Origin of the sequence: Undibacterium pigrum (assembly GCF_003201815.1) — a bacterium.
Taxonomy (GTDB): Bacteria; Pseudomonadota; Gammaproteobacteria; order Burkholderiales; family Burkholderiaceae_D; genus Undibacterium; species Undibacterium pigrum.
The window spans coordinates 666,614-685,245 of sequence record NZ_QJKB01000002.1; the positions used below are offsets into that span (position 1 = coordinate 666,614).

The 18,632-nt window shown below is 51.3% G+C and carries 14 protein-coding genes; 3 read left to right on the forward strand and 11 right to left on the reverse strand.

Annotation, left to right across the window (positions count from 1 at the left end; translation table 11 throughout):
- Window positions 1-11 precede the first annotated feature (11 nt).
- Together DFR42_RS09965 and DFR42_RS09970 are read right to left on the reverse strand one after the other, a co-directional pair.
- Window positions 12-1,223 carry a M24 family metallopeptidase gene (locus DFR42_RS09965; protein ID WP_110254794.1) on the reverse strand — a complete coding sequence of 404 codons (1,212 nt, stop codon included), beginning with the start codon at window positions 1,221-1,223 and terminating at the stop codon, window positions 12-14.
- A gap of 642 nt (window positions 1,224-1,865) precedes the next feature.
- Window positions 1,866-4,637, reverse strand: coding sequence for a TonB-dependent receptor plug domain-containing protein (locus tag DFR42_RS09970; RefSeq protein WP_170133478.1), 2,772 nt, complete (start codon window positions 4,635-4,637; stop codon window positions 1,866-1,868).
- Window positions 4,638-5,120: 483 nt separating this feature from the next.
- Here DFR42_RS09970 and DFR42_RS09975 point away from each other — a divergent pair, with 483 nt between their 5' ends.
- Complete coding sequence (locus DFR42_RS09975) at window positions 5,121-6,026, forward strand: collagenase (RefSeq protein ID WP_211324230.1); 906 nt, start codon at window positions 5,121-5,123, stop codon at window positions 6,024-6,026.
- A 52-nt stretch (window positions 6,027-6,078) separates the two neighbouring features.
- Here DFR42_RS09975 and DFR42_RS09980 read toward each other — a convergent pair whose 3' ends face one another.
- The 6 genes from DFR42_RS09980 to DFR42_RS10005 all read right to left on the reverse strand — a co-directional run bounded on the left by DFR42_RS09980 (window position 6,079) and on the right by DFR42_RS10005 (window position 10,945).
- The gene (locus DFR42_RS09980) at window positions 6,079-6,747 is read right to left on the reverse strand and encodes a cupredoxin domain-containing protein (protein WP_110254796.1); all 669 of its coding nucleotides are present in this window, start codon (window positions 6,745-6,747) and stop codon (window positions 6,079-6,081) included.
- A gap of 28 nt (window positions 6,748-6,775) precedes the next feature.
- Entirely contained in the window at window positions 6,776-7,216 is a 441-nt protein-coding gene (locus DFR42_RS09985) for a group I truncated hemoglobin (protein ID WP_110254797.1), read from the reverse strand.
- 58 nt (window positions 7,217-7,274) lie between these two features.
- Window positions 7,275-8,123: a DUF3034 family protein gene (locus DFR42_RS09990; RefSeq protein ID WP_245936915.1), complete on the reverse strand. Its 849-nt coding sequence runs from the start codon at window positions 8,121-8,123 to the stop codon at window positions 7,275-7,277.
- Between the two features lie 173 nt (window positions 8,124-8,296).
- On the reverse strand, window positions 8,297-8,734 hold the full coding sequence (locus DFR42_RS09995; protein ID WP_110254799.1) for a group I truncated hemoglobin: 438 nt from the start codon (window positions 8,732-8,734) through the stop codon (window positions 8,297-8,299).
- 10 nt (window positions 8,735-8,744) lie between these two features.
- Window positions 8,745-9,602: a DUF3034 family protein gene (locus DFR42_RS10000; protein ID WP_245936916.1), complete on the reverse strand. Its 858-nt coding sequence runs from the start codon at window positions 9,600-9,602 to the stop codon at window positions 8,745-8,747.
- A 191-nt stretch (window positions 9,603-9,793) separates the two neighbouring features.
- Window positions 9,794-10,945, reverse strand: a complete 1,152-nt coding sequence (locus DFR42_RS10005) for a tetratricopeptide repeat protein (protein WP_110254801.1) — start codon at window positions 10,943-10,945, stop codon at window positions 9,794-9,796.
- A 338-nt stretch (window positions 10,946-11,283) separates the two neighbouring features.
- Here DFR42_RS10005 and DFR42_RS10010 point away from each other — a divergent pair, with 338 nt between their 5' ends.
- Window positions 11,284-12,996: a sensor domain-containing diguanylate cyclase gene (locus DFR42_RS10010; RefSeq protein WP_110254802.1), complete on the forward strand. Its 1,713-nt coding sequence runs from the start codon at window positions 11,284-11,286 to the stop codon at window positions 12,994-12,996.
- Between the two features lie 34 nt (window positions 12,997-13,030).
- Here the strand turns inward: DFR42_RS10010 and DFR42_RS10015 are convergent, their stop codons facing one another.
- Together DFR42_RS10015 and DFR42_RS10020 are read right to left on the reverse strand one after the other, a co-directional pair.
- Window positions 13,031-15,430: a bifunctional diguanylate cyclase/phosphodiesterase gene (locus DFR42_RS10015; RefSeq protein ID WP_110254803.1), complete on the reverse strand. Its 2,400-nt coding sequence runs from the start codon at window positions 15,428-15,430 to the stop codon at window positions 13,031-13,033.
- A 34-nt stretch (window positions 15,431-15,464) separates the two neighbouring features.
- Entirely contained in the window at window positions 15,465-16,088 is a 624-nt protein-coding gene (locus DFR42_RS10020; RefSeq protein ID WP_110254804.1) for a methylamine utilization protein, read from the reverse strand.
- Between the two features lie 307 nt (window positions 16,089-16,395).
- Between DFR42_RS10020 and DFR42_RS10025 the strand changes: the two genes are divergently transcribed.
- Entirely contained in the window at window positions 16,396-17,445 is a 1,050-nt protein-coding gene (locus tag DFR42_RS10025; RefSeq protein WP_110254805.1) for a GGDEF domain-containing protein, read from the forward strand.
- 55 nt (window positions 17,446-17,500) lie between these two features.
- On the opposite strand, the gene yedA is transcribed toward DFR42_RS10025, so the two are convergent.
- Window positions 17,501-18,388: a drug/metabolite exporter YedA gene (yedA, locus tag DFR42_RS10030; RefSeq protein ID WP_110254806.1), complete on the reverse strand. Its 888-nt coding sequence runs from the start codon at window positions 18,386-18,388 to the stop codon at window positions 17,501-17,503.
- Between the last annotated feature and the right edge of the window lie 244 nt (window positions 18,389-18,632).

The window sequence follows — 18,632 nt, forward strand, 5'->3', positions numbered from 1 at the left end:
TGACCTGGTTTTTAGCCGCGGCCAAACGGCGCATCGACCGCATGGCTTTGACCAGTGAACCAGCGCGGCCCCTGTTCCGTCATATAGAAATGGTCTTCCAGGCGTATGCCAAATTCGCCCTCTATGCAGATCATGGGTTCATTGCTGAAGCACATGCCAGCCGCCAGCGGACGCTGATTGCCTTTGACCAGATAAGTCCATTCATGGATATCCAGGCCTATGCCGTGGCCGGTGCGATGGGGCAGGCCCGGTAACTGGTAGTCAGGACCAAAACCTGCTGCGGCCAATACCTTCCTGGCGGCGGCATCGACTTGTTCACACGGCACGCCGATTTGTGCCGCATCAAATGCGGCTGCCTGGGCAGCTTTTTCCAGCTCCCAGATATCTCGCTGGCGCTGGCTGGGTTTACCGAACACATAGCTGCGGGTAATGTCCGAGTTATAGCCATGCAGCTTGCAACCGGTATCGATGAGTACCATGTCACCTTCGCGCAGGAATTGCTCTGCATCCGGGCCATGCGGCATGGCAGTCGCTTCACCAAAGCTGACGATACAAAATGTTGATGCGCTGCCGCCATAGGCACGGTGTGCCTGGTCAATGAAGCGGGCTACTTCAAAAGAAGAGATGCCTTCATGCAGGATTTTTGCTGCTTTCTTTTGCACTTCCAGCGTCAGGTTCTTGACCTTTTGCATGATGGCCAGCTCGGCCACAGATTTATGCATACGGCATTCTGCCGTGATGCTGCTGGCATTGATGATTTGTGCCAGTGGCAAGACCTGGCGCAAGCCATCAAAGACAAAGAAAGGTGCGTTTTCATCGAGCGCGATGATAGCTGTTTTGTAGCCCGCATCCTGCAAAAAATTCTTGACCAGCAGACAGGGATCATTTTCTTCCTGCCATAAACGAATATCAGCATCTGCCCCCAGAGTTTCGCGCAGCTTGGAGTCTTCAAACTCAGGGCAGACATAAGTCAGCCTGGCATCTGGCGTCAGTATCGCAGCCGTCAGGCGTTCGCTGGGATACCAGCGCAAGCCAGTGAAATAATACAGGCTGCTGCCTGCGGGCAGTATCATCGCATCCACGCCTTTTTGCTGCATCAGTCTGGCTGCTTTTTCTACCCTGGCCTGGCGTTCTGCTGCGCTGATGGGGCTGACGTCGCTCAAGTCTGCCTGGATGCTGGCTAATTCTAGTTCTGCTGTGGAACCGCCTATGCCTGATGTCATGCTGGAACTCCGGTGTGGGTTTTTATGGATGCGGGGGAGGATAGTATAAGGCGGGGATTGGGTCTTGATGGTTTGTGTTGGTGGGGATGACGAAATCGGCATAGTGGCGTACGTTTGACGTTAGTATTTGCACGCTTGTCAATTGCGTTGCAGCGTAATGCACCGTGCGTATATTTACGTCACTCCAGCGTGGGGTTAGCTGGAATCCAGGGGTGTTTGTGACGTGCTGTCAGGTGCTTAACTTCACATACTTATTGTTTTACGTCTTTCCTTCTCAAATGCTTGCGCACGTATTTTTAGATTGCCGGCCGGTGGTAGACCGGCGGCTACCCACCTTTTTGTCTCGCCAAAAAAGGTGGGCCAAAAAGGCGACCCAGGCGTCGTCGCCCCCTAAAGGGGGTTCCCGTTTGTGCGGTACAAAAAATGGGAAGGCCCGAAACTCGCTTCGCTCAAACAGCGGTCCTTCTTAATCCATTTTCTGTACCGCACAAACGGCGTCGACACATGGGGAACTGCTAACGTCAAAAACAACCTCAACGTCAAAATCAACAGCAAAATCAAAGACAACCACAACGTCAAAACCGGTTGATTTATCGGTTTTGATTTGAATGTGATCGCCTTTGATCTTTTTAAATCACTGTCTTAAAACTTATGTTCCAGCGACAGTTTCAACACACGACCGCGCAAAGGCAAGGAGCTGCCTGGGCGCATTTGCATGACGGTGTCGCGGTTGAAGACGTTGAACAGGTTCATGGTCAGCAAGGTGTTTTTCCAGCCTTTGTAATTCAGCGAGAAATCCACAGTGGTATCAGCAGCGATCTTGCACTGGTCGGCAGCGACACCGCGGTCTATACAGCCTTGCTCGGTATTGGCGCTGTCGAGGTCACCCCAGCTCAGTGTTGTACCGCTGGTGTAGTAGATGCGTGTGCCTGCGTTCCAGTCACCTCTGGCCCAGCCCAGTTTGGCAATGGCGCGGATTTTTGGTACACCACGACGGCCTACATAGTTTTCACTATAGTCGTTCGTGAATGAACTCCAGCTACGATAGTCGGTCTGGTAATTCATTTCCAGGCCGGTATTGAGTTTGCCTGCTTCACCCAGATTCCATTTGCTGTTGACATCCACATCGACGCCGGCAACCTTGGTCTTGGTCAGGTTGGCATATTGCGCACCGATGGTGGCGATAGGGCCAATGGTAAAGCCCAGGGGTTTGCCTGCCAGTTCGGACGCGCGCTGGGCCAGGTCGATATCCTGGGTGGTCATGGCACCACGTTCAACCAGGCCAGCTTTCTTGTCTTCATTGGCCAGGGTTTCATCGACACCCAAAACAGAGATTTCATCGCGGCGCTTGATGTTGTAATAGTCGATGGTGATGCTGGTGTCCCTGGTCGCTTGCAAGACCAGGCCGAGGGTGAAGCTATTGGATTTCTCTGGTTTCAAATCCTTGTTGGGCAAGACACGGGCAGGGAAGCTGACTGAGCAACCAAGGTTGTAGGCAGTGCTGGCATTGGCCTGGTCGATGGCATTGCCCTTTTTCAAGGCGTCGGACATTTGTGTCGCCATGGCGCAGCGTTTGGGATCAAGATAACCATTATTGAACCAGGATGCGCCGCCATTGCCAGTCTCTGGCAAACTGGGCGCGCGGAAGCCTTCTGCTGCCGTACCGCGCAACATCAGGAAATCTGTGGCCTTGTAAGATAAGCCCAGTTTTGGTACGACCGCAACTTCAGTCGTGCCGGATTTATCTGCGCGCAGGGCAAAACTACCTTCCAGCTGTTTGGTGAAAGGCGCACTCAATTCGGCAAATGCTGCACCGACATTGCGTGAACCTTGTATAGACACGCCACTGAACTGGACGATTTGGGCATTCAATACATTGTCACTACTGGCTTGCTCGAAAGTTTCATGACGCAGGTCAAAACCAGTTGCCAATTGCAAAGGACCACCGCCCAGCGCCATCAGTTCACGCGAGGCCTTGAAGTCAAAAAAGGTTTGTGTGGATGTACCGTGCGACCCCATTTCAGGGAACATCTTGTCAAGCACGGCTTGCGAGTTGGTCCCGCCAAACTTGTATTCGCCCTTGACGATGGCATCGTAATAACCATAGCGGTCACGATACAGATGCTGTTTTTGTGTCGCAGTAGAACTCATCCTGCCGATGGCGCTATCCCATTCCCAGCCAAAGTGATTGCCTTCCAGGCCTGCTACTACACGGTATTGCCTGGCTTCACCGACATTCTTGAACATCTCTGGATTATCAGCGAAACGATAATTCAAACCTACCGGGAAAGAGTAAGGATTGAAAGCATGACCAACCGGCAGTTGCGGGTCGGTAAAGTACTGCATCTGACCCTTGATGGAGTCATACCAGGTCAGTGGTACGCCAGTGATATTACTGCGTGGGACAGAGGTGTAGTAAGTACTCTTGGTGTTGGAAAAATTGATTTCGGCAAAACCAGTCAGGTTGTCACCCAGTTTTTTCCTGCCCATGCTGAAGAAGGCGACGCGGTCTGCCGCAGGATTGGCATCACTGTCTTTCCAGTAGTCATAACGGCACAAGCCACCGATCAGCAATTCTGGTGCGCAACCTGGCGCAGCAGTAGTGAAGGATTTGCCAGCCAGGGTTTTATCTGCATAGTTGGCAGGGTAGCGGCCGGTATAGTTGCCAGGATACGCGCCGGTAGAGAGGGCGGCGCGGTCCGGATTCATTTTCAGGTACCACTCAGGCAGCATATTGAAAATGTCGCGATCTTTGTACGCGCCACGGTGATAGGCTTCCAGATGGCCAAAGATGTTATAGCCATCTTTTTCAAAGTCGCCAGTGCCGACGGTAATCGAAGCAGTCTGCGATTTGTTCAGCATGCTGTTGCGCAGCGATTGCTGGGCGCTGGCATTCAGGGTCACGCCCTTGAAGTCTTTGCGGGTAATGATGTTGATGACACCGGCGACGGCGTCGGAACCATAAATCGCAGATGCGCCATCTTTCAATATTTCGATGCGTTCAATCGCATTTGCCGGGATGGCATCAATATTGACGAAGGTCGCTTGCAAGCCATCAGCAAAACCATAGCTGGGCAGACGGCGGCCATTCAATAAAGTCAGAGTGGCAGTCAAACCGAGATTGCGCAGGGATACGCCAGACGCGCCGCTGGCCCAGGAGTTGGCACCACCCAGGTCACTGATGGCGCTGTGGTCATTATTGCTGAGATTGTCGAGGATGTCCTTGACGGTGTTGGCACCACTTTCCATGATTTCCTGACGTGTCAGGATTTGCACGGGAGAGGCTGTTTCGCTATCGACACGTTTGATATTGGAACCTGTAACGACCACTTTTTGTACAGGCGCTGTATCTTGTGCATAGGCGCTTTGCAATCCCATCAGCGCCAGGGAAATGGCCAATGCGGATTTTTTCATTGTTGGTAAGTTTTTCAAAGTATGCTCCATAATTTTGAGGTTGCCCTCAGTCTCACTATTCAATCCCTCGAATGAACAGCCACCTCCATTCCAGCAAATTAGCTAGGCTGAAATGGATATCTTCCGGGTCTGGCTCCTGCTTTTCTGGCGTCAGGCAAGGCCATCCTTCTCTTTATATTGGGCAAATCCATGTGCCGCTTTTCACGCTGCGTATGAGTGCAGTGGTGGTTTTCGCTGCTCGCATGTCATTGCTGGTCGCCGCCGGATTTGATACAGAAAAGATGAAATGCAAATTCCGGCGGGACTCAAATGTACCAATATAAATATATTTAAGGTATATTAATAAAATATTTGCGGCATATTTACAACGGGCTGATATCAAGATATAAAGCTTGTTATCAACAGAGAAATAGAAGCAGAAATAGAACCAGACGCAGAAGTAGACGCAGACAAATAGAAGCAAAAACAGAAAAAGGAGATGAATTGAAAATCAGAAATACCGGGCTAATAGCCCTGAGTCTGGGACTGGCTGCCTGCAGTACAAGTCCACAGCAAACACCAGGCCCGCGTGAGCTTGAGCGTGAACAGCAAATACAAAAAGTGCTTACGCATGTGCATGAGTGCAGCCCCACGCTGAGCCTGCGTTCACAGGCATTGACGCCGGAAGATGAACGCAAGTCCTGTCAGATGCTGGGTGCGCTTGAACAGCAATTCCACGATATGTTTGCGACCAAAGGCAAGCCAGTCAGGGATGACCACAACAGCAGCCTGAGGGCCAATATTTATCAGTCCAAGGAAGACTTCGTCAAATATGCTACCCAGCATTTTGATATGCCTACCAATAATGGCGGCATGTATCTGGAAGGCTATCCTGAAAGACCAGGTAACCAGGCTGAGTTTGTCGCCAACCAGAAAAAAGATGGCAGTGTGCTCAACCTCGGGCATGAGTATGTGCATTACCTTGATGGCCGTTTCAATCTATACGGAGACTTTTGCGCCAACCTGCATGACTCACATGCGCCACCAGAAAACTGCGCCAGGCCCGCACCGCTGACACCTTATCTGGTGTGGTGGACAGAAGGCATCGCCGAATATGTTTCCAGGGGCAAGGATAATCCTGCTGCCATCAAGGCTGCAGGAGAAAAGACTTATGCCTTGAGCCAGTTATTCGATACCGGCTATGAAAACAATAATGGCACGGCTCGCATCTATAGCTGGGGTTATCTGGCAGTGCGCTTCATGATGGAAAAACACAGGCCGGAGATAGAGCAGATGCTGGTGTTCACCCGCAGTGGTGATTATCCGCGTTATCAGGCCCTGGTCAGGTCCTGGGGCACAGGCATGGATAAAGAGTTTGCCGCATGGCTGGAGAGTTTGAGCAAAGCCTAGTTGATAGACAGCAGGTAGGATGAGGCCGGGCACTCGCGCCCGGCCTCATTTTTTAGCCCGGAGATTTTGACTTTCTTGGCACAGGTACAAAATCAAATTGCCACTTGACCGGTGCAGACTGATCATTGACTTTGATGCTCTGGCTCAGAGCAGGCTTGATACTGCCCAGGTTGGGATGCCAGGCTTTCAGCTCGTAATTCCCATCCGGCAGTTTATCCAGCATTGCCACACCATTCTGGTCAGTCTTGACAAAGTAAGGTGTATCCAGCACCAGCACATAGGCACGCATCCAGTTATGCAAGAGGCAGTAGACGATGACGATGCCAGGTTTGTCGAAGATCACTGGTGGTGGCACGACACCACGCTCATAGGTCTTGATTTCAAATTCCTTGACTGCCGAGAAGGACTTCACATGATGTTCCATCTTGTCGTAGTTAGGGAATTTGACTTGCGAGCCCGTGCGTATCGCCGTCACATACGGTGAAAACTGCATATCACTTTGCGCTATGGTTGCTTCTGTTTTTTCAGTCGCTGGTAAGGGCATGCCTGTTGGCGTTGCATACACCACGACATCAGGCATGGGATTGCCATTTTTATCGACCGCCAGGAAGTTCAGTTTGGCTGCATGCGCCAGCATGGGTGAGCTTGTTGCCAGTAGCATAGCCAGAACAAGCAAGAGACGATGTTTCAATAGACGATAATTTTGCAGAAATGGTTTCATCTTGATTCCAGTCAGTCTTTACGATTTCTTATTTGGTGACGATAGGGCGTTGCATGGGAGCGAGTTTGGCGATCAGCCTGTTTTGTACAGATGATGGTATGTCATGTTTCTCCATGGCGATTTGCAAGTCTTCTGCCAGGGCATTGAAATGGGCATTGGTGACTTGCATGTCCTTGTGCGATTCTGCCATGCTGCGGCCACTGTATTTGCAAGGGCCGCCGCTGAGTTCGCAGAATTGTTCGGTTAGCAGGCTGGCCAGTCTTTCAGTATCGGTCTCTTTGAAAGCCTTGTTGATGCGCGTATCTTCGAGCACGATGGCAACGAAGGAATTGACGAAAGTGCTGATGCCGGTCTTGCCGCCCAGGCTTTGGTACAGCGCGTCGCTGCTGCTTTGCGCATGGGCGGACAAGCTGCTCAGCAGGAAGAAGCCGACAGCGATTTTGCTGATACGGGAGAGTATGTTGTTCATGATGTGATCTTTCAAATGTGTCGCTATGAGTTGCCACGTGTTGCTATCAGTGAGGGTCTTAGAATCCGGCTTGCAGGGACAAGTACCAGCCGCGCTGGTTTTTGGGATTGAAGATGGTGATGTCGCCGAGCGTTGCATAGGCGGCAGTGACAGACACATTTTTGCTGGGGAACCAGGCAAGGAACACATCGTAATAATCTTTTTCATTATCCACGCCCAGATTGCGTGGTTTCATGCGGTACTCAGCACCGACTGCCAGTTTGCGGTTGAGCAGATAAGCAACCGAGGTTTCCAGCATGGGGCGATAGCTGTCTTTCTTGTCGCCGCCAAAACCCAGTATGCCCATCTGGTTGGCCTTGGTCATGCGCAAGGTGCCGTTCAGCAGCAGACTTTGTTCCAGCAGTATCTTGGTGGCGGACACATAGTAGTCAACACCGCTATCGTCTTTGGCACCCAGTTGCTTGACATTCGTTACGCCCAGTGCACCCAGGCCACCTATGCCCTTGTTACGCTTATACATGGCACCGACTGCGATCTGTGGCATCCAGCTATCTTGCTCATACACAGCGTCGCCTGCGAGCTTGACCTTGAGGCCAAAAATGTCTTGCTTGATATTCAAGGCATTCAGGGGTGCTAATGAACCGGTGAATTCCTGGCTGGCCAGTGACAGCTCGACGCGGTCAGCTATACCAACAGCGACGCCATAGGTTTTCAGGCTGTAATCCTGGGTATTGACTTGTGTGTAATGGGCATTTGCACCATAGCTGTCACGCGTGCCATAGCCAGTGATGAGTGCCCAGGGTGTCAAACCGCCACCACCCGCGCCTTCCAACTGGCTGACGCCACCAGTCGCGGTCAGCTTGCCCATATCGGGTTTCAACATGTCCTGTGCCAGGCTGGTTTGCATGCAGGCAGCACTGCTGCTTAGCAGGGCCAGGCTGATAATTTTTTTCCTTATTTGCATCATATCTCCTCTAGATCAAGCAGCAATACTGCACGACTACATCACACATCAGTCGCACATCTGTTCTATATACGAAGGCTACTGAAAATCAGATTCAGGGATGATGCAAAAAATAATCAAGTCCTGGGTTTTGGGAAAACGATGTCGCGCTTCATGGGCGCGAGTAAGGCCATCAGGCGATTTTGTGTGGCAGATGAAATACCCAGTTTATCCATGGCGATTTGCACATCTTCTGCCAGCGCATAAAACTGCGCAGCATTGATGCCCAGGCCCTGATGCACGACCTTCATGTCGTCGCCACTGTATTTGCAGGGACCGCCGCTGATGACGCAAAATTGTTCTTTCAATAATTGTGCAAGACGAGGAATATTGGTTTCCTTGAATGTGTCCTTGATACGTGCGTCCTGCAAGAAGATGATAATGCTTTCATCAACAATCTTGCTGATACCAGCTTCGTTGCCAAGGTCCTGGTACAAACTGGCTGCACCTGTTTGCGCGTGAACTGCCGTATTGAAGCTCAGTAAAATCGCCAGGATAAAGCTATATATTTTCATGAGGCCTTCCTTACTGAGCGATTTGCAGAGAGACATACCAGCCACGCTGGTTTTTAGGATTGAAGACTGTGATGTCGCCCAGATGCGCATAAGCCAGCGTCAGTGATATGTTCTTGTTTGGGAACCAGGCCAGGAAGGCATCGTAATACGCTTTTTCATTATCGACTGCCAGGTTCTGAGGCTTGCTGCGGTATTCCAGGCCAAGTACCAGCTTACGGTTGATCAGATAGCCCAGCGATACTTCAGGCAAGAGTTGATACTGCTTGCGCTTGTCACCCCCAAAACCCAGCAAGCCCATCTGGTTTGCTTTACTGAGGCGCAAAGTACCATTGATCAGCAGGCTGTGATCCAGCAGCAGCTTGGTGGCAGACAGATAGTAATCCACACCGCTGTCATTGATGGCACCAAGCTGTTTGACACTGGTGATACCCAATGCCTCCAGGCCCTTGATGACATGATTGCGTTTATACATGGCACCAATGGCTACCTGGGGTTGCCAGCTGTCCTGATCGGTGACCAGGTCACCGGCAATTTTGAGTTTGATGCCAAGGATGTCCTGCTGTAATTCCAGCTTGTCCAGCGGTGCCAGACTGCCAGTAAATTTTTGATTTGCCAGCGAGAGTTCCAGTCTGTCGGCGATGCCTATGGCGACACCGGCTGTGCGTAAACGGTAATCCTGCGTGCCAACCTGGGTGATATGCGCAGTCACACCATAGCTGTCTTCACTGCCATAGCCGGTGATGGTTGCCCACGGCGTCAGCCCGCCGCCGCCTGCTCCTTCCAGTTGCGTGACCCCGCCAGTGGCCAGCAGCCTGCCCTGGTCAGGCGAGGGCAAGACTTGAGCGACAGCCAGACTCGCATGCATCATGCAGAGCAGGGCCAGGCTGGAAATAAGTAGTTGAGATCTTGGCTGCATGTGAATTGTTGCGGCTGAAAAAATGAAGCAAAGCGAACGAAGCAGAGCTAAGCAGCATCTTGCCGGTGCGAAACTGTACAAGATTTATTTATACAAGCTTGGCGAAGCTTATACAAGCCGAATGCAAGCCGATACAAGCCGAATTAACGCTTTGCAACAAGTGCCGCAGTTTTGCTGGTAGTGGCTTCGCGTGTGGTGGTCTTGAGTTTGGCCTGGGCCCTGGCTTGTCCGTGGCTTGCTGTCTCTTGCAAGTCCGCCTGTTCCTGTGCGCCCGGCAGCATGCTGAGCTGGGTAAACAGATTCAGTGCAAGATGATAGTCACGGCGGTCCAGTGCCACATCGGCCAGCACGCTGATGGTGAGGGCATAATTGCGTGAATTGGTGAGTTTGGCCAATTGCTCCAGGGCTTCATGCAACATATGTTCAGCCGCATCAAGTGAGCCCATTCTGCGCAAAGTGTCGCCGATTTGCATCAGGCAATTTCCTATGCTGGGCGACCAGCCTGTGGGTTTAGCCAGCTTCAGGGCTTTTTGCAGCCATTCAAGTGCAGATTCAAAATCATTTGCATTGCTGTAGTTGTAACCAATATTGGCTGCCGTCAGAATACCGCGTCGTATCTGGCCAGATTCCAGGCACTGCTCATAAGCTTTTTTCAGGAAAACACCGGATTCATCGACTTGCCCGTTAAGGCCAGCATACAAACCCAGGAAATCATTCATCAGCGCAGCCAGTCCGGGATGGATTTCTCTGGGAGGGTTGCGGGATTCAAAATGGCGGTCAAAATAAGACTTTGCCAGCTTGTCATCGCGTAAGACGGCGACTCTGGCCAGTGCTGCAGCAGTGCTTTGCTTGCGCAGGATATCATCGGCCTTGCTGGCTTCGTCTATGGAGATGGCCATCTCTATGTCGCATTCGACATGCTTGCCCTGGTCTGAAAATATAAAACCCAGCATGCGGTGAGCATCGCTGAGACTGGCGCGGTCTAGATGGATGTCGGGGTGCCTGAGTATGGCCTGTACAATGGCAGCAGCACCATCAAGGTCGGCATGCAGCCATTTTTCTTCTGCCCGTATTAATTGCAGGCGAAGGTAGACCAATGCCTTGTCAGTGTCGCTACGGCTGGAGTTATTCAGTAAATTGCTGATCGTTTCACATAACAGCAAGGCGCGGGCGCTATTGCGCTGGCGCAAATGCCAGGCCAGCTTCAGCGCCTCATCCAGTTGTTCTTGCGTCACCGTACCGGTCAAACGCCGTTCTAACTGCGCAACTTCGCTATCGGTGACGTATAAGTCCATAATAAGTTGGTTGCCTCAGGGAAATTTCCTTGGGCTTAACCGGTTCAATTTATTAAAAATGGATGAAAAACCAGGCTGAACTTAGTATCTTGCTCAGTATCTTGTTTGGTATATTGACGTGATGCAAGCGTCCCTTTACCACAATACGCAAGATTTAATTTCTGTGTTGTGGCATAAGTTGGTTTTAACAATTTTTAACGGTATATACTTAAGCCCCCTGAATTTCCTTCTGGGAATAATTCTGAAAAACGCTGACACATGCAACATGTCGGGATTGGAAGGATGCAGGACAGAGCAAGCAAGAGAAAATTACCGATCGCTTTTTTTTGAGCCCAAGTATGAGTCGTTCGTCTTTGCGTAGAGAATTGGTGATACCGATTACCGTGCTGGTTATCGGTGTGTCTGCCGCCATAGGCTGGGTCTCCATGAAGGCCGGGACGGATGCCGTCTATACCCTGACCCAGCGCATTCTGGTGGACATGGTGAACCGTATCAATCATGCGACTGAAAAACACCTGGATGGTGCCCTGATCGCACTGGAATCAGTAGCGCCCAGCACCAGCAATTTGCCAAAGGAACAAAATTTTTCTTCCGACATGAAATCCCTGGAAGAGAAATTCTGGGCAGCCAGCGGCTTGTTCATGGATGTGAATAATTACGTCTACTTCGGTGGCAGTGACGGCCGCTTTGTCGGCGTCTACCGGATCTCTAAGGAGACCGTGCAACTGTTCTGGCGTGAGCCTGATGGCGACAAGCGCACGGTATTTCGGGTCAGCCATGTTGGCGACCGTTCAAATGTTCTGCGCAGCGATGACTTTGACCCGCGCCTGCGGCCCTGGTACAAGATAGCGCAAAATTCGGAAAAGCCGGTATGGTCAAAAATCTATAATAATTTTTCTTTCCATTACCCGACCATTACCCTGGCCAAGTCCGTCTATCAAAAGAACCATGAATTTGCTGGTGTCATGGCAACGGATTTGACCCTCAAGGAATTGTCAAATTTCTTGCGCAAGCTGGAAATCAGTAAAAACAGTGTTGCCTATATCGTCGATGCCGATGGCTATATCGTCGCGACTTCAGGGCAGGAACTGCCTGAGCGTACCGTCAATGGCACACCTGAGCGCATGCGTGCCATCGATATGAAAACCCCCTTGATCAGCGAAACCTTTCAAAAGGTGGGGAACTTGAAATTGCCTGCTACCCAGACCCAGTCCATAGAGCTGAGCAGTGGCACAATTGATGTGGCGATCTCACCGCTGGGTAACAAGCAGGGCTTGAACTGGCTGACCGTGGTCGCTGTGCCGCGCGCCGATTTCATGAGCAGTATCAATCAGGGTTTCATGCAAAGCATGGTGATAGCCGTGGCTTGTATCATCTTTGCGCTGACCATAGGCCTGACCATCGTTGAACGCGTCATACGTGATATCCGCAAGCTGACTTCAGCGGCAGAAAAATTTGGCAACGGCGAACCCATGCCCAGCCTGCAAATCCTGCGTACCGACGAGATAGGCATGCTGGCCCAGACTTTTGTCGAAATGGAAAACAAGCTGCGCTATGACAAGCTGACCCAGGTGGCAAATCGTGAATCCCTGTTCGCCCAGATCAATTATCTGCAAAAACAGGCACTCGAAAACCCCAGTGCCAGCGAAGGCTTCAGCCTCTTGTTCATCGACCTGGATCGCTTCAAGTACATCAATGATAATCATGGCCATGACGCCGGTGACAAGGCGCTGGTCATCATTGCTGCCCGCCTGCGTTCAGCCATACGCGATACCGATGAGGTAGCGCGCTATGGCGGTGATGAATTTGTCTTGCTGCTGAAAGATACCAAGAATTCCATAGACATCAATAACATGGTGGAGAAAATCTGCAATGTTGTCGAGCAACCCATTTCACTGGACGATATCGTCGTCAGTGTTGGCGTATCGATAGGCTGGGCCAGTTTCCCTGAAGACGGCAGCGACTATGTGCGCCTGATCAAGATTGCTGACAGCCGCATGTATAACCGCAAGCGTGACCGCAAGTCCAGCCAGTTTGTGCATCTGGCCTGAGCTGGTTTCAGCCTGGCTGTGAGTATGATTGTGATTACGATGGTGCTTGCGTCTGTTGTTCTTGCCATTTGCCAAGCCAGGCAGGCAAATCGGCTGAAGGCATGGGTTTGCTGATGTAATAACCCTGAGCCTGGTCGCAGCCCATTTCTTTAAGCAGATTCATGACGGCCAGGTTTTCCACTCCTTCGGCAACCACGCGCAAGCCCATGTTGTGACCCAGGTCTATAGTGGACTTGACGATCTTGGTATCGTCAATATCCTCTTCCATTTTCAGCACGAAAGATTTATCTATCTTCAATTCGTGGACTGGCAGGCGTTTCAGGTAAGCCAGGGACGAATAGCCAGTACCAAAATCATCTATCGATAATTCCAGTCCCATGGCATGCAGGCGATCCAGCGTCTGGAAAGCCCTGACCGGGTCATCCATGATGGCACTCTCGGTAATTTCCAGACAAAATGAAGCTGCTTCAACATGATTGGTCTGCAGTATCTGGGCAAATTTGCCAGGCAAGTCCTGGTCCAGCAAATCACGGGTAGAAATATTCACTGAGATTTTCAATTGTATGCCCTGTTCTTTCCAGACCTGGCATACCCGTGCTGCCTCATTCATGACCCAATGTGTGAGCTGGCGTATGAAACCGGTTTGCTCGGCAAAGGGGATGAACTGGTCAGGGAAGATAAAGCCGCGCTCAGGATGTATCCAGCGTACCAGTGCTTCAACTGCCACGACCTTGCCATGATCCAGCCCAACCTTGGGTTGCACATACAGGCGGAAGGCTTGCTGCTCCAGCGCAGCCCGCAGTTCACTGAGTAGTGACAGGCTTTGCTGGCTGGATTTATCAATGTCGGGTGAATAGATGATGGCACCGCTATTTCCCAGTTTTGCCGCATACATGGCGACTTCGACCCGGCTCAGCAAGCCTTGGGCATCACTGGCATGATCAGGGAAACCGGCGATGCCTATACCCGCACCCAGATCAACAGTCTGGTCTTCTATGGAAATCGGTTTTTCCAGCGAACGCAGGATGCGGTTGGCCAGGTCCTGCGCATTTTCCGTGGTGCTGTTTGGCAGCAGGATGGCAAATTCATCACCACCCAGACGTGCCGGTTTGGTACCACCCGGCCCCAGTTCGGCAGACAGGCGTATGGCAACCTGGTTCAACAGGATGTCACCAAAGCGGTGGCCCATGACGTCATTGACATGCTTGAAACGGTCAAGGTCCATCATCAGGACATAGCAGGACTTTTCGTGGGAGCGTGCGCTGGCGATGGCTTCTTCCAGCATGTCGGTGAACAGCGCACGGTTGGGTAAATTGGTCAGCGTATCCCAATAAGCCAGGCGGCTGATTTCTTTTTCACGCTGGGCGATGCCATCGCGCATGGTCATGAAGGTGCGCGCCAGATCGCCAATCTCATCCTTTTGTTTGACATTGATGGTGGCTGTGTAATCACCTGCACCCAGGCTGCGTGCTGTCTCGGCCAGTTGCCGCACCGGCCCGGTAATGCGGCGGGCCGTGATGGCACTGATGATGCTGGCAACGAGTGCACCGAACACCGTCAGTATCAGGATATTGCGTTGTAATTCCTTGTAGGGGGCAACTGCCTGGCTGATGGACAATTGCAATACGGCGATGGTGCTGAATTCTTCATTCTGTGCCAGTTTGAGTATGCGAGCGCTGTATTGGTCTTCATCGATTTGCAAGGCAGGCAGGTAACTGACCTGTTTTTCCGCACTTGGTAATTGTTGCGCCAGCCTGTTGGCATTGTCATCACTGAGGCTGGAGACATTGGCTGTCCAGCGCCCCTGTTTTTCAGACGTCAGCAAACTGATTTGCATGCGTGACAGTTCATGCATATCCGTCACCAGGGCTTTACCTATGGGGATGGCCATGACTACCCAGCTAATCGTGACGGGCGCCTCGATAGGCACGACCACCATTTGATAGGGTTTGCCATCAACTATGGCCGTGCTGGCAGCACTGCCGGATTTTTCTGCCGTATGTATCAATGCGGCAACCGATTGTTGCAGGCTGCTGCTCAATTCATCGTTCGCTGCGTTGTTACGGTTGCTTTTGCTGGTATTTGAATAGGCTGTGATTTTCCTGTCCAGGCCGACAAGCATGGTCAGGTCTGAGCCTATGCGCTTGCCGTGATTGGACAGAGTGGAAACGATGGTTTCAGTGTCATGCGTACCTATGGCTTCGCGAAAAGCATAATCCTTGGCGAGTACGATCGCGCCTTGTATGAGTTTTTGTGCGTTCTGATCCAGCAGGCGCAACAGGAATTTTTCATTGATTTTCAAATTCTCTTCAACTGCAGTGCGCGCGTTCCTGTCTATGGCATTGCCAATGGCAAAATAAGCTGCCAGTTGTACCGTCAATAGCAAGCCTATGAAGAGGGTAACGACACGGCTTTCCAAACTATGCAAACGCATGAACTTTCCTCAATATGTACATGGAAAAGTAATCTTAAATGGCCTTGTAATTCAGTTTGACCGCCACACCAGGGTTGCTATTGTCCATTTGCAGGCCTTGCTCCTGCACGCTGGCTGTTGTTGGCTGTTTCGGGTGCCAGGTCTTCAGGACATATTTACCGACTGGCATATTCGGTAGCCGGGCCGTGCCGGCAGCATCGGTCTTGGCGAAATAGGGTGTGTCGACTATATGGATATAGGCCACCATCTGGTCGTGGATATTGCAGCCGACCACTACCGTTCCTGCTTTGTCAAAGATGATGGGGGCAGCAGGTTTGCCTGAATACAGCTTTAATTCAAAGGGCTTGGCCGGTGAAAATGAATAGGCGTGATGCCTGACCGTGTCATTGTTGGGAAAAGAGATCGAGGTGCCAGTTTGTACCACCGTGACAAAGGGCATGAATTTTTTGTCTTTTTGCTGTATCTCGGCATTGGCCGTTTTGGCAAGCTGGGGGCCGCTGGCAAGTTCTGCGTAGACCACCGCATCCTGGACAGGCTGGCCACTGATGTCGGTGACCTGGACTACAGCGCCAGCATATGCGGCGCTGCTTGCCAACATGACAGACATCAAAATCGCCATCATGGCTGGGGAGGAGAACTTCACGGGTCGATTACGCATGGTTTCATCCTGCCAATAAAGTGGTTTAAATGCTCTCTTGTTATATTACTTTAGTTCTGCGCCGGACAGAAAGCTTGTCGTTATTTGCAAAAATTTTTGTCGGAATATTTAGTACTTTTTACCTAAAACATGTCCGCGCTGGAATTGTTTGCAGAATATCAGGTAAAGCCAGCCCTGTTTGTTATACTATTGTATAAGGGCAATTTGCGCACTGGTAAGCTACCATGCTGTTTATTGTCGGCGAGTTCGTACTGGTAATGATGCAGGGATCGGCTGGAATCGGCAGGAAGATGCAGGAATACAGGGCATGGAATCAATCATTAAACACCTGGTAGAAATTACCGGGCACCGCGATCATGACTTACTGAATATTTCAGTAATTACTGCGCTGCGTCAATTGACGCACGCAGAGTCGGCGCGGGTACTCGATGTTGTTTCTGTCGGTCAGCAAGTCTTTATCAAACCGCATATCAGTATCAAGGAGGGGGATGTCGCCATTGCCGACGAAACCCATACTGCGCCCTCATCCAGCGATTCCATAGAACTCTACCCTCAGTTGAAAGAGGGTATTGCACTGCAGCAGCAAGTCATAGAACATTCCATAGACGGTGGCAAGATCATCTGGCTGCCCATCTGGATCAATGAAAAGCTGCATACTTGTCTGGAAATCTACAAGCCCGCCAATTACACGACCACTACCATGGAAGTCGTCAGCGGCATGCTGATTGTCTATCGCAACTTCCAGAACCTGCTTGACTATAGCGAACGTGATTCATTGACTGGTTTGCTCAATCGCAAGACTTTTGATGACAATTTTTCCAAAGTCTTGCGCAGCAGTGCCTTGCAACAGCAGGCCAGCACGGAGGCAGAGCGTGAAGAAGAAGAGCGTCGCAGTCATGAGCCCGAGCGCCAGCACTGGCTGGCGGTACTGGACATTGACCACTTCAAACGTGTGAATGACCAGTTTGGGCATTTATATGGCGATGAAGTCCTGATCCTGATCGCCAATCTCTTGCGCAGTTCTTTCCGTCCTTCTGATCGGCTCTTCCGTTTTGGTGGGGAAGAATTTGTGATTTTGCTACGTTCGACTTCACAAGAAGATGCGCACAGCATTTTTGAGCGTTTCCGCCAGAATGTAGAGCAACATCATTTCCCGCAGGTGGGGACGGTGACCATCAGCATAGGCTATGCCCGCATAGACCCGTTCGAGCCCGCCGTAGCCATCGTTGGCCGGGCTGACCAGGCCCTGTATTTCGCCAAGAGCAGTGGCCGTAACCGTACCTGTTATTACGATGCCCTGGTCACCAGCGGTGATTTGCATACCGAAGTTTCCAACGATACGGCAGAATTCTTTTAAGGCTGGACAGGACAGCATGCCGCTCAGGCTTTGCTGTCGCTGGCTATATTCCAAATCAACTGGCAGTCTGTTCCTTGGGTTTTTGATGCGCACTGGTCAGCACAACCACGCTGCCCAGGATGATGCTCATGGCCAGCATTTCGCGCATGGACAGATGTTCACCACCAAATACCACACCCAGCGCAACCGCAATCACCGGGTTGACATAGGCATAACTGGCAGCCAGGCCAGCCGGTACTTTGGACAATAAATACATGTATGCAGTAAATGCCAGCAGCGAACCGGCGACTACCAGATAGGCCCAGGCTGCCACCGCGTTGACGGTGACTTCGCCAGTCAGTTGCTCACCCTTGAACAGGCTGATGATGAACAGGAACAAGCCACCTACCAGCATTTCACTGGCAAAGCCCATGCCGCCCGCCGCCATCTTGAGTTTCTTTTGCGACAAAATCGAACCCACGTCCCAGCACAGTATCGCCCCCAGCAAGAACAAGATGCCCAGAGGTTGTGCCGAGAATTGGCCATCAGATGCCAGCAACAGGGCACCAGCAAAGCCGCAGAGTATGCCAGTCCATTCACGACGCTTGGGCCAGTCACCAAACATGCCAGACAAGCCAGACAAAATCATGGGTGAGCAGGCAATGAAGACTGCAGTCAGGCCAGAAGATACATATTGCTGTGCCACTGCCGTCAAGCCAGTCCCACCCCCCAGCATCAAAATACCGACTATGCCGCCATCGCGCCATTCACGCAAAGTCGGGTTGGCTGCACCGCGCCATTTTTGCCAGGCATACAGAATGGCGCCTGCCACCAAAAAGCGCGTGCCTATCATCATGAAAGGCGGGAAAGCCTTTAGTGCCACCTGTATGGCAAAGTAAGTGGAGCCCCAGACTATATAGACGGTGAGCAGGGCGAATAAGACTTTACGTGGCAAATGGCGCATGGCAGTGGCAGCTTGGATTGATTTCAGTAGGATTTACGCAAAACCGCCCCAGCTGCGTTGCAGCTCCCGCATTTTGCAAGATTCGGTACTAAAGTACTGTCTTCGTCGCTGACGCCTTGCTGGGACAATTTTGCGTAAATCCTATTCGGATAAACAGTGTATGTTAGTGACATTGAATTTTGAATGGATAATCAAAGGTAAATCAGGTACATTTCTTTTAATCTCAACGAAAAAGCAGGTTTTT

Coding starts and splice junctions, on each gene's coding strand:
- DFR42_RS09995 (WP_110254799.1), bottom strand. CDS start 8,734: ATGAAAATATATAGCTTTATCCTGGCGATTTTACTGAGCTTCAATACG.
- DFR42_RS10005 (WP_110254801.1), bottom strand. CDS start 10,945: ATGGACTTATACGTCACCGATAGCGAAGTTGCGCAGTTAGAACGGCGT.
- DFR42_RS10000 (WP_245936916.1), bottom strand. CDS start 9,602: ATGATGCATGCGAGTCTGGCTGTCGCTCAAGTCTTGCCCTCGCCTGAC.
- DFR42_RS09980 (WP_110254796.1), bottom strand. CDS start 6,747: ATGAAACCATTTCTGCAAAATTATCGTCTATTGAAACATCGTCTCTTG.
- DFR42_RS10025 (WP_110254805.1), top strand. CDS start 16,396: ATGGAATCAATCATTAAACACCTGGTAGAAATTACCGGGCACCGCGAT.
- DFR42_RS09985 (WP_110254797.1), bottom strand. CDS start 7,216: ATGAACAACATACTCTCCCGTATCAGCAAAATCGCTGTCGGCTTCTTC.
- DFR42_RS10015 (WP_110254803.1), bottom strand. CDS start 15,430: ATGCGTTTGCATAGTTTGGAAAGCCGTGTCGTTACCCTCTTCATAGGC.
- yedA (WP_110254806.1), bottom strand. CDS start 18,388: ATGCGCCATTTGCCACGTAAAGTCTTATTCGCCCTGCTCACCGTCTAT.
- DFR42_RS09965 (WP_110254794.1), bottom strand. CDS start 1,223: ATGACATCAGGCATAGGCGGTTCCACAGCAGAACTAGAATTAGCCAGC.
- DFR42_RS09990 (WP_245936915.1), bottom strand. CDS start 8,123: ATGCAAACCAGCCTGGCACAGGACATGTTGAAACCCGATATGGGCAAG.
- DFR42_RS09970 (WP_170133478.1), bottom strand. CDS start 4,637: ATGAAAAAATCCGCATTGGCCATTTCCCTGGCGCTGATGGGATTGCAA.
- DFR42_RS10020 (WP_110254804.1), bottom strand. CDS start 16,088: ATGCGTAATCGACCCGTGAAGTTCTCCTCCCCAGCCATGATGGCGATT.
- DFR42_RS10010 (WP_110254802.1), top strand. CDS start 11,284: ATGAGTCGTTCGTCTTTGCGTAGAGAATTGGTGATACCGATTACCGTG.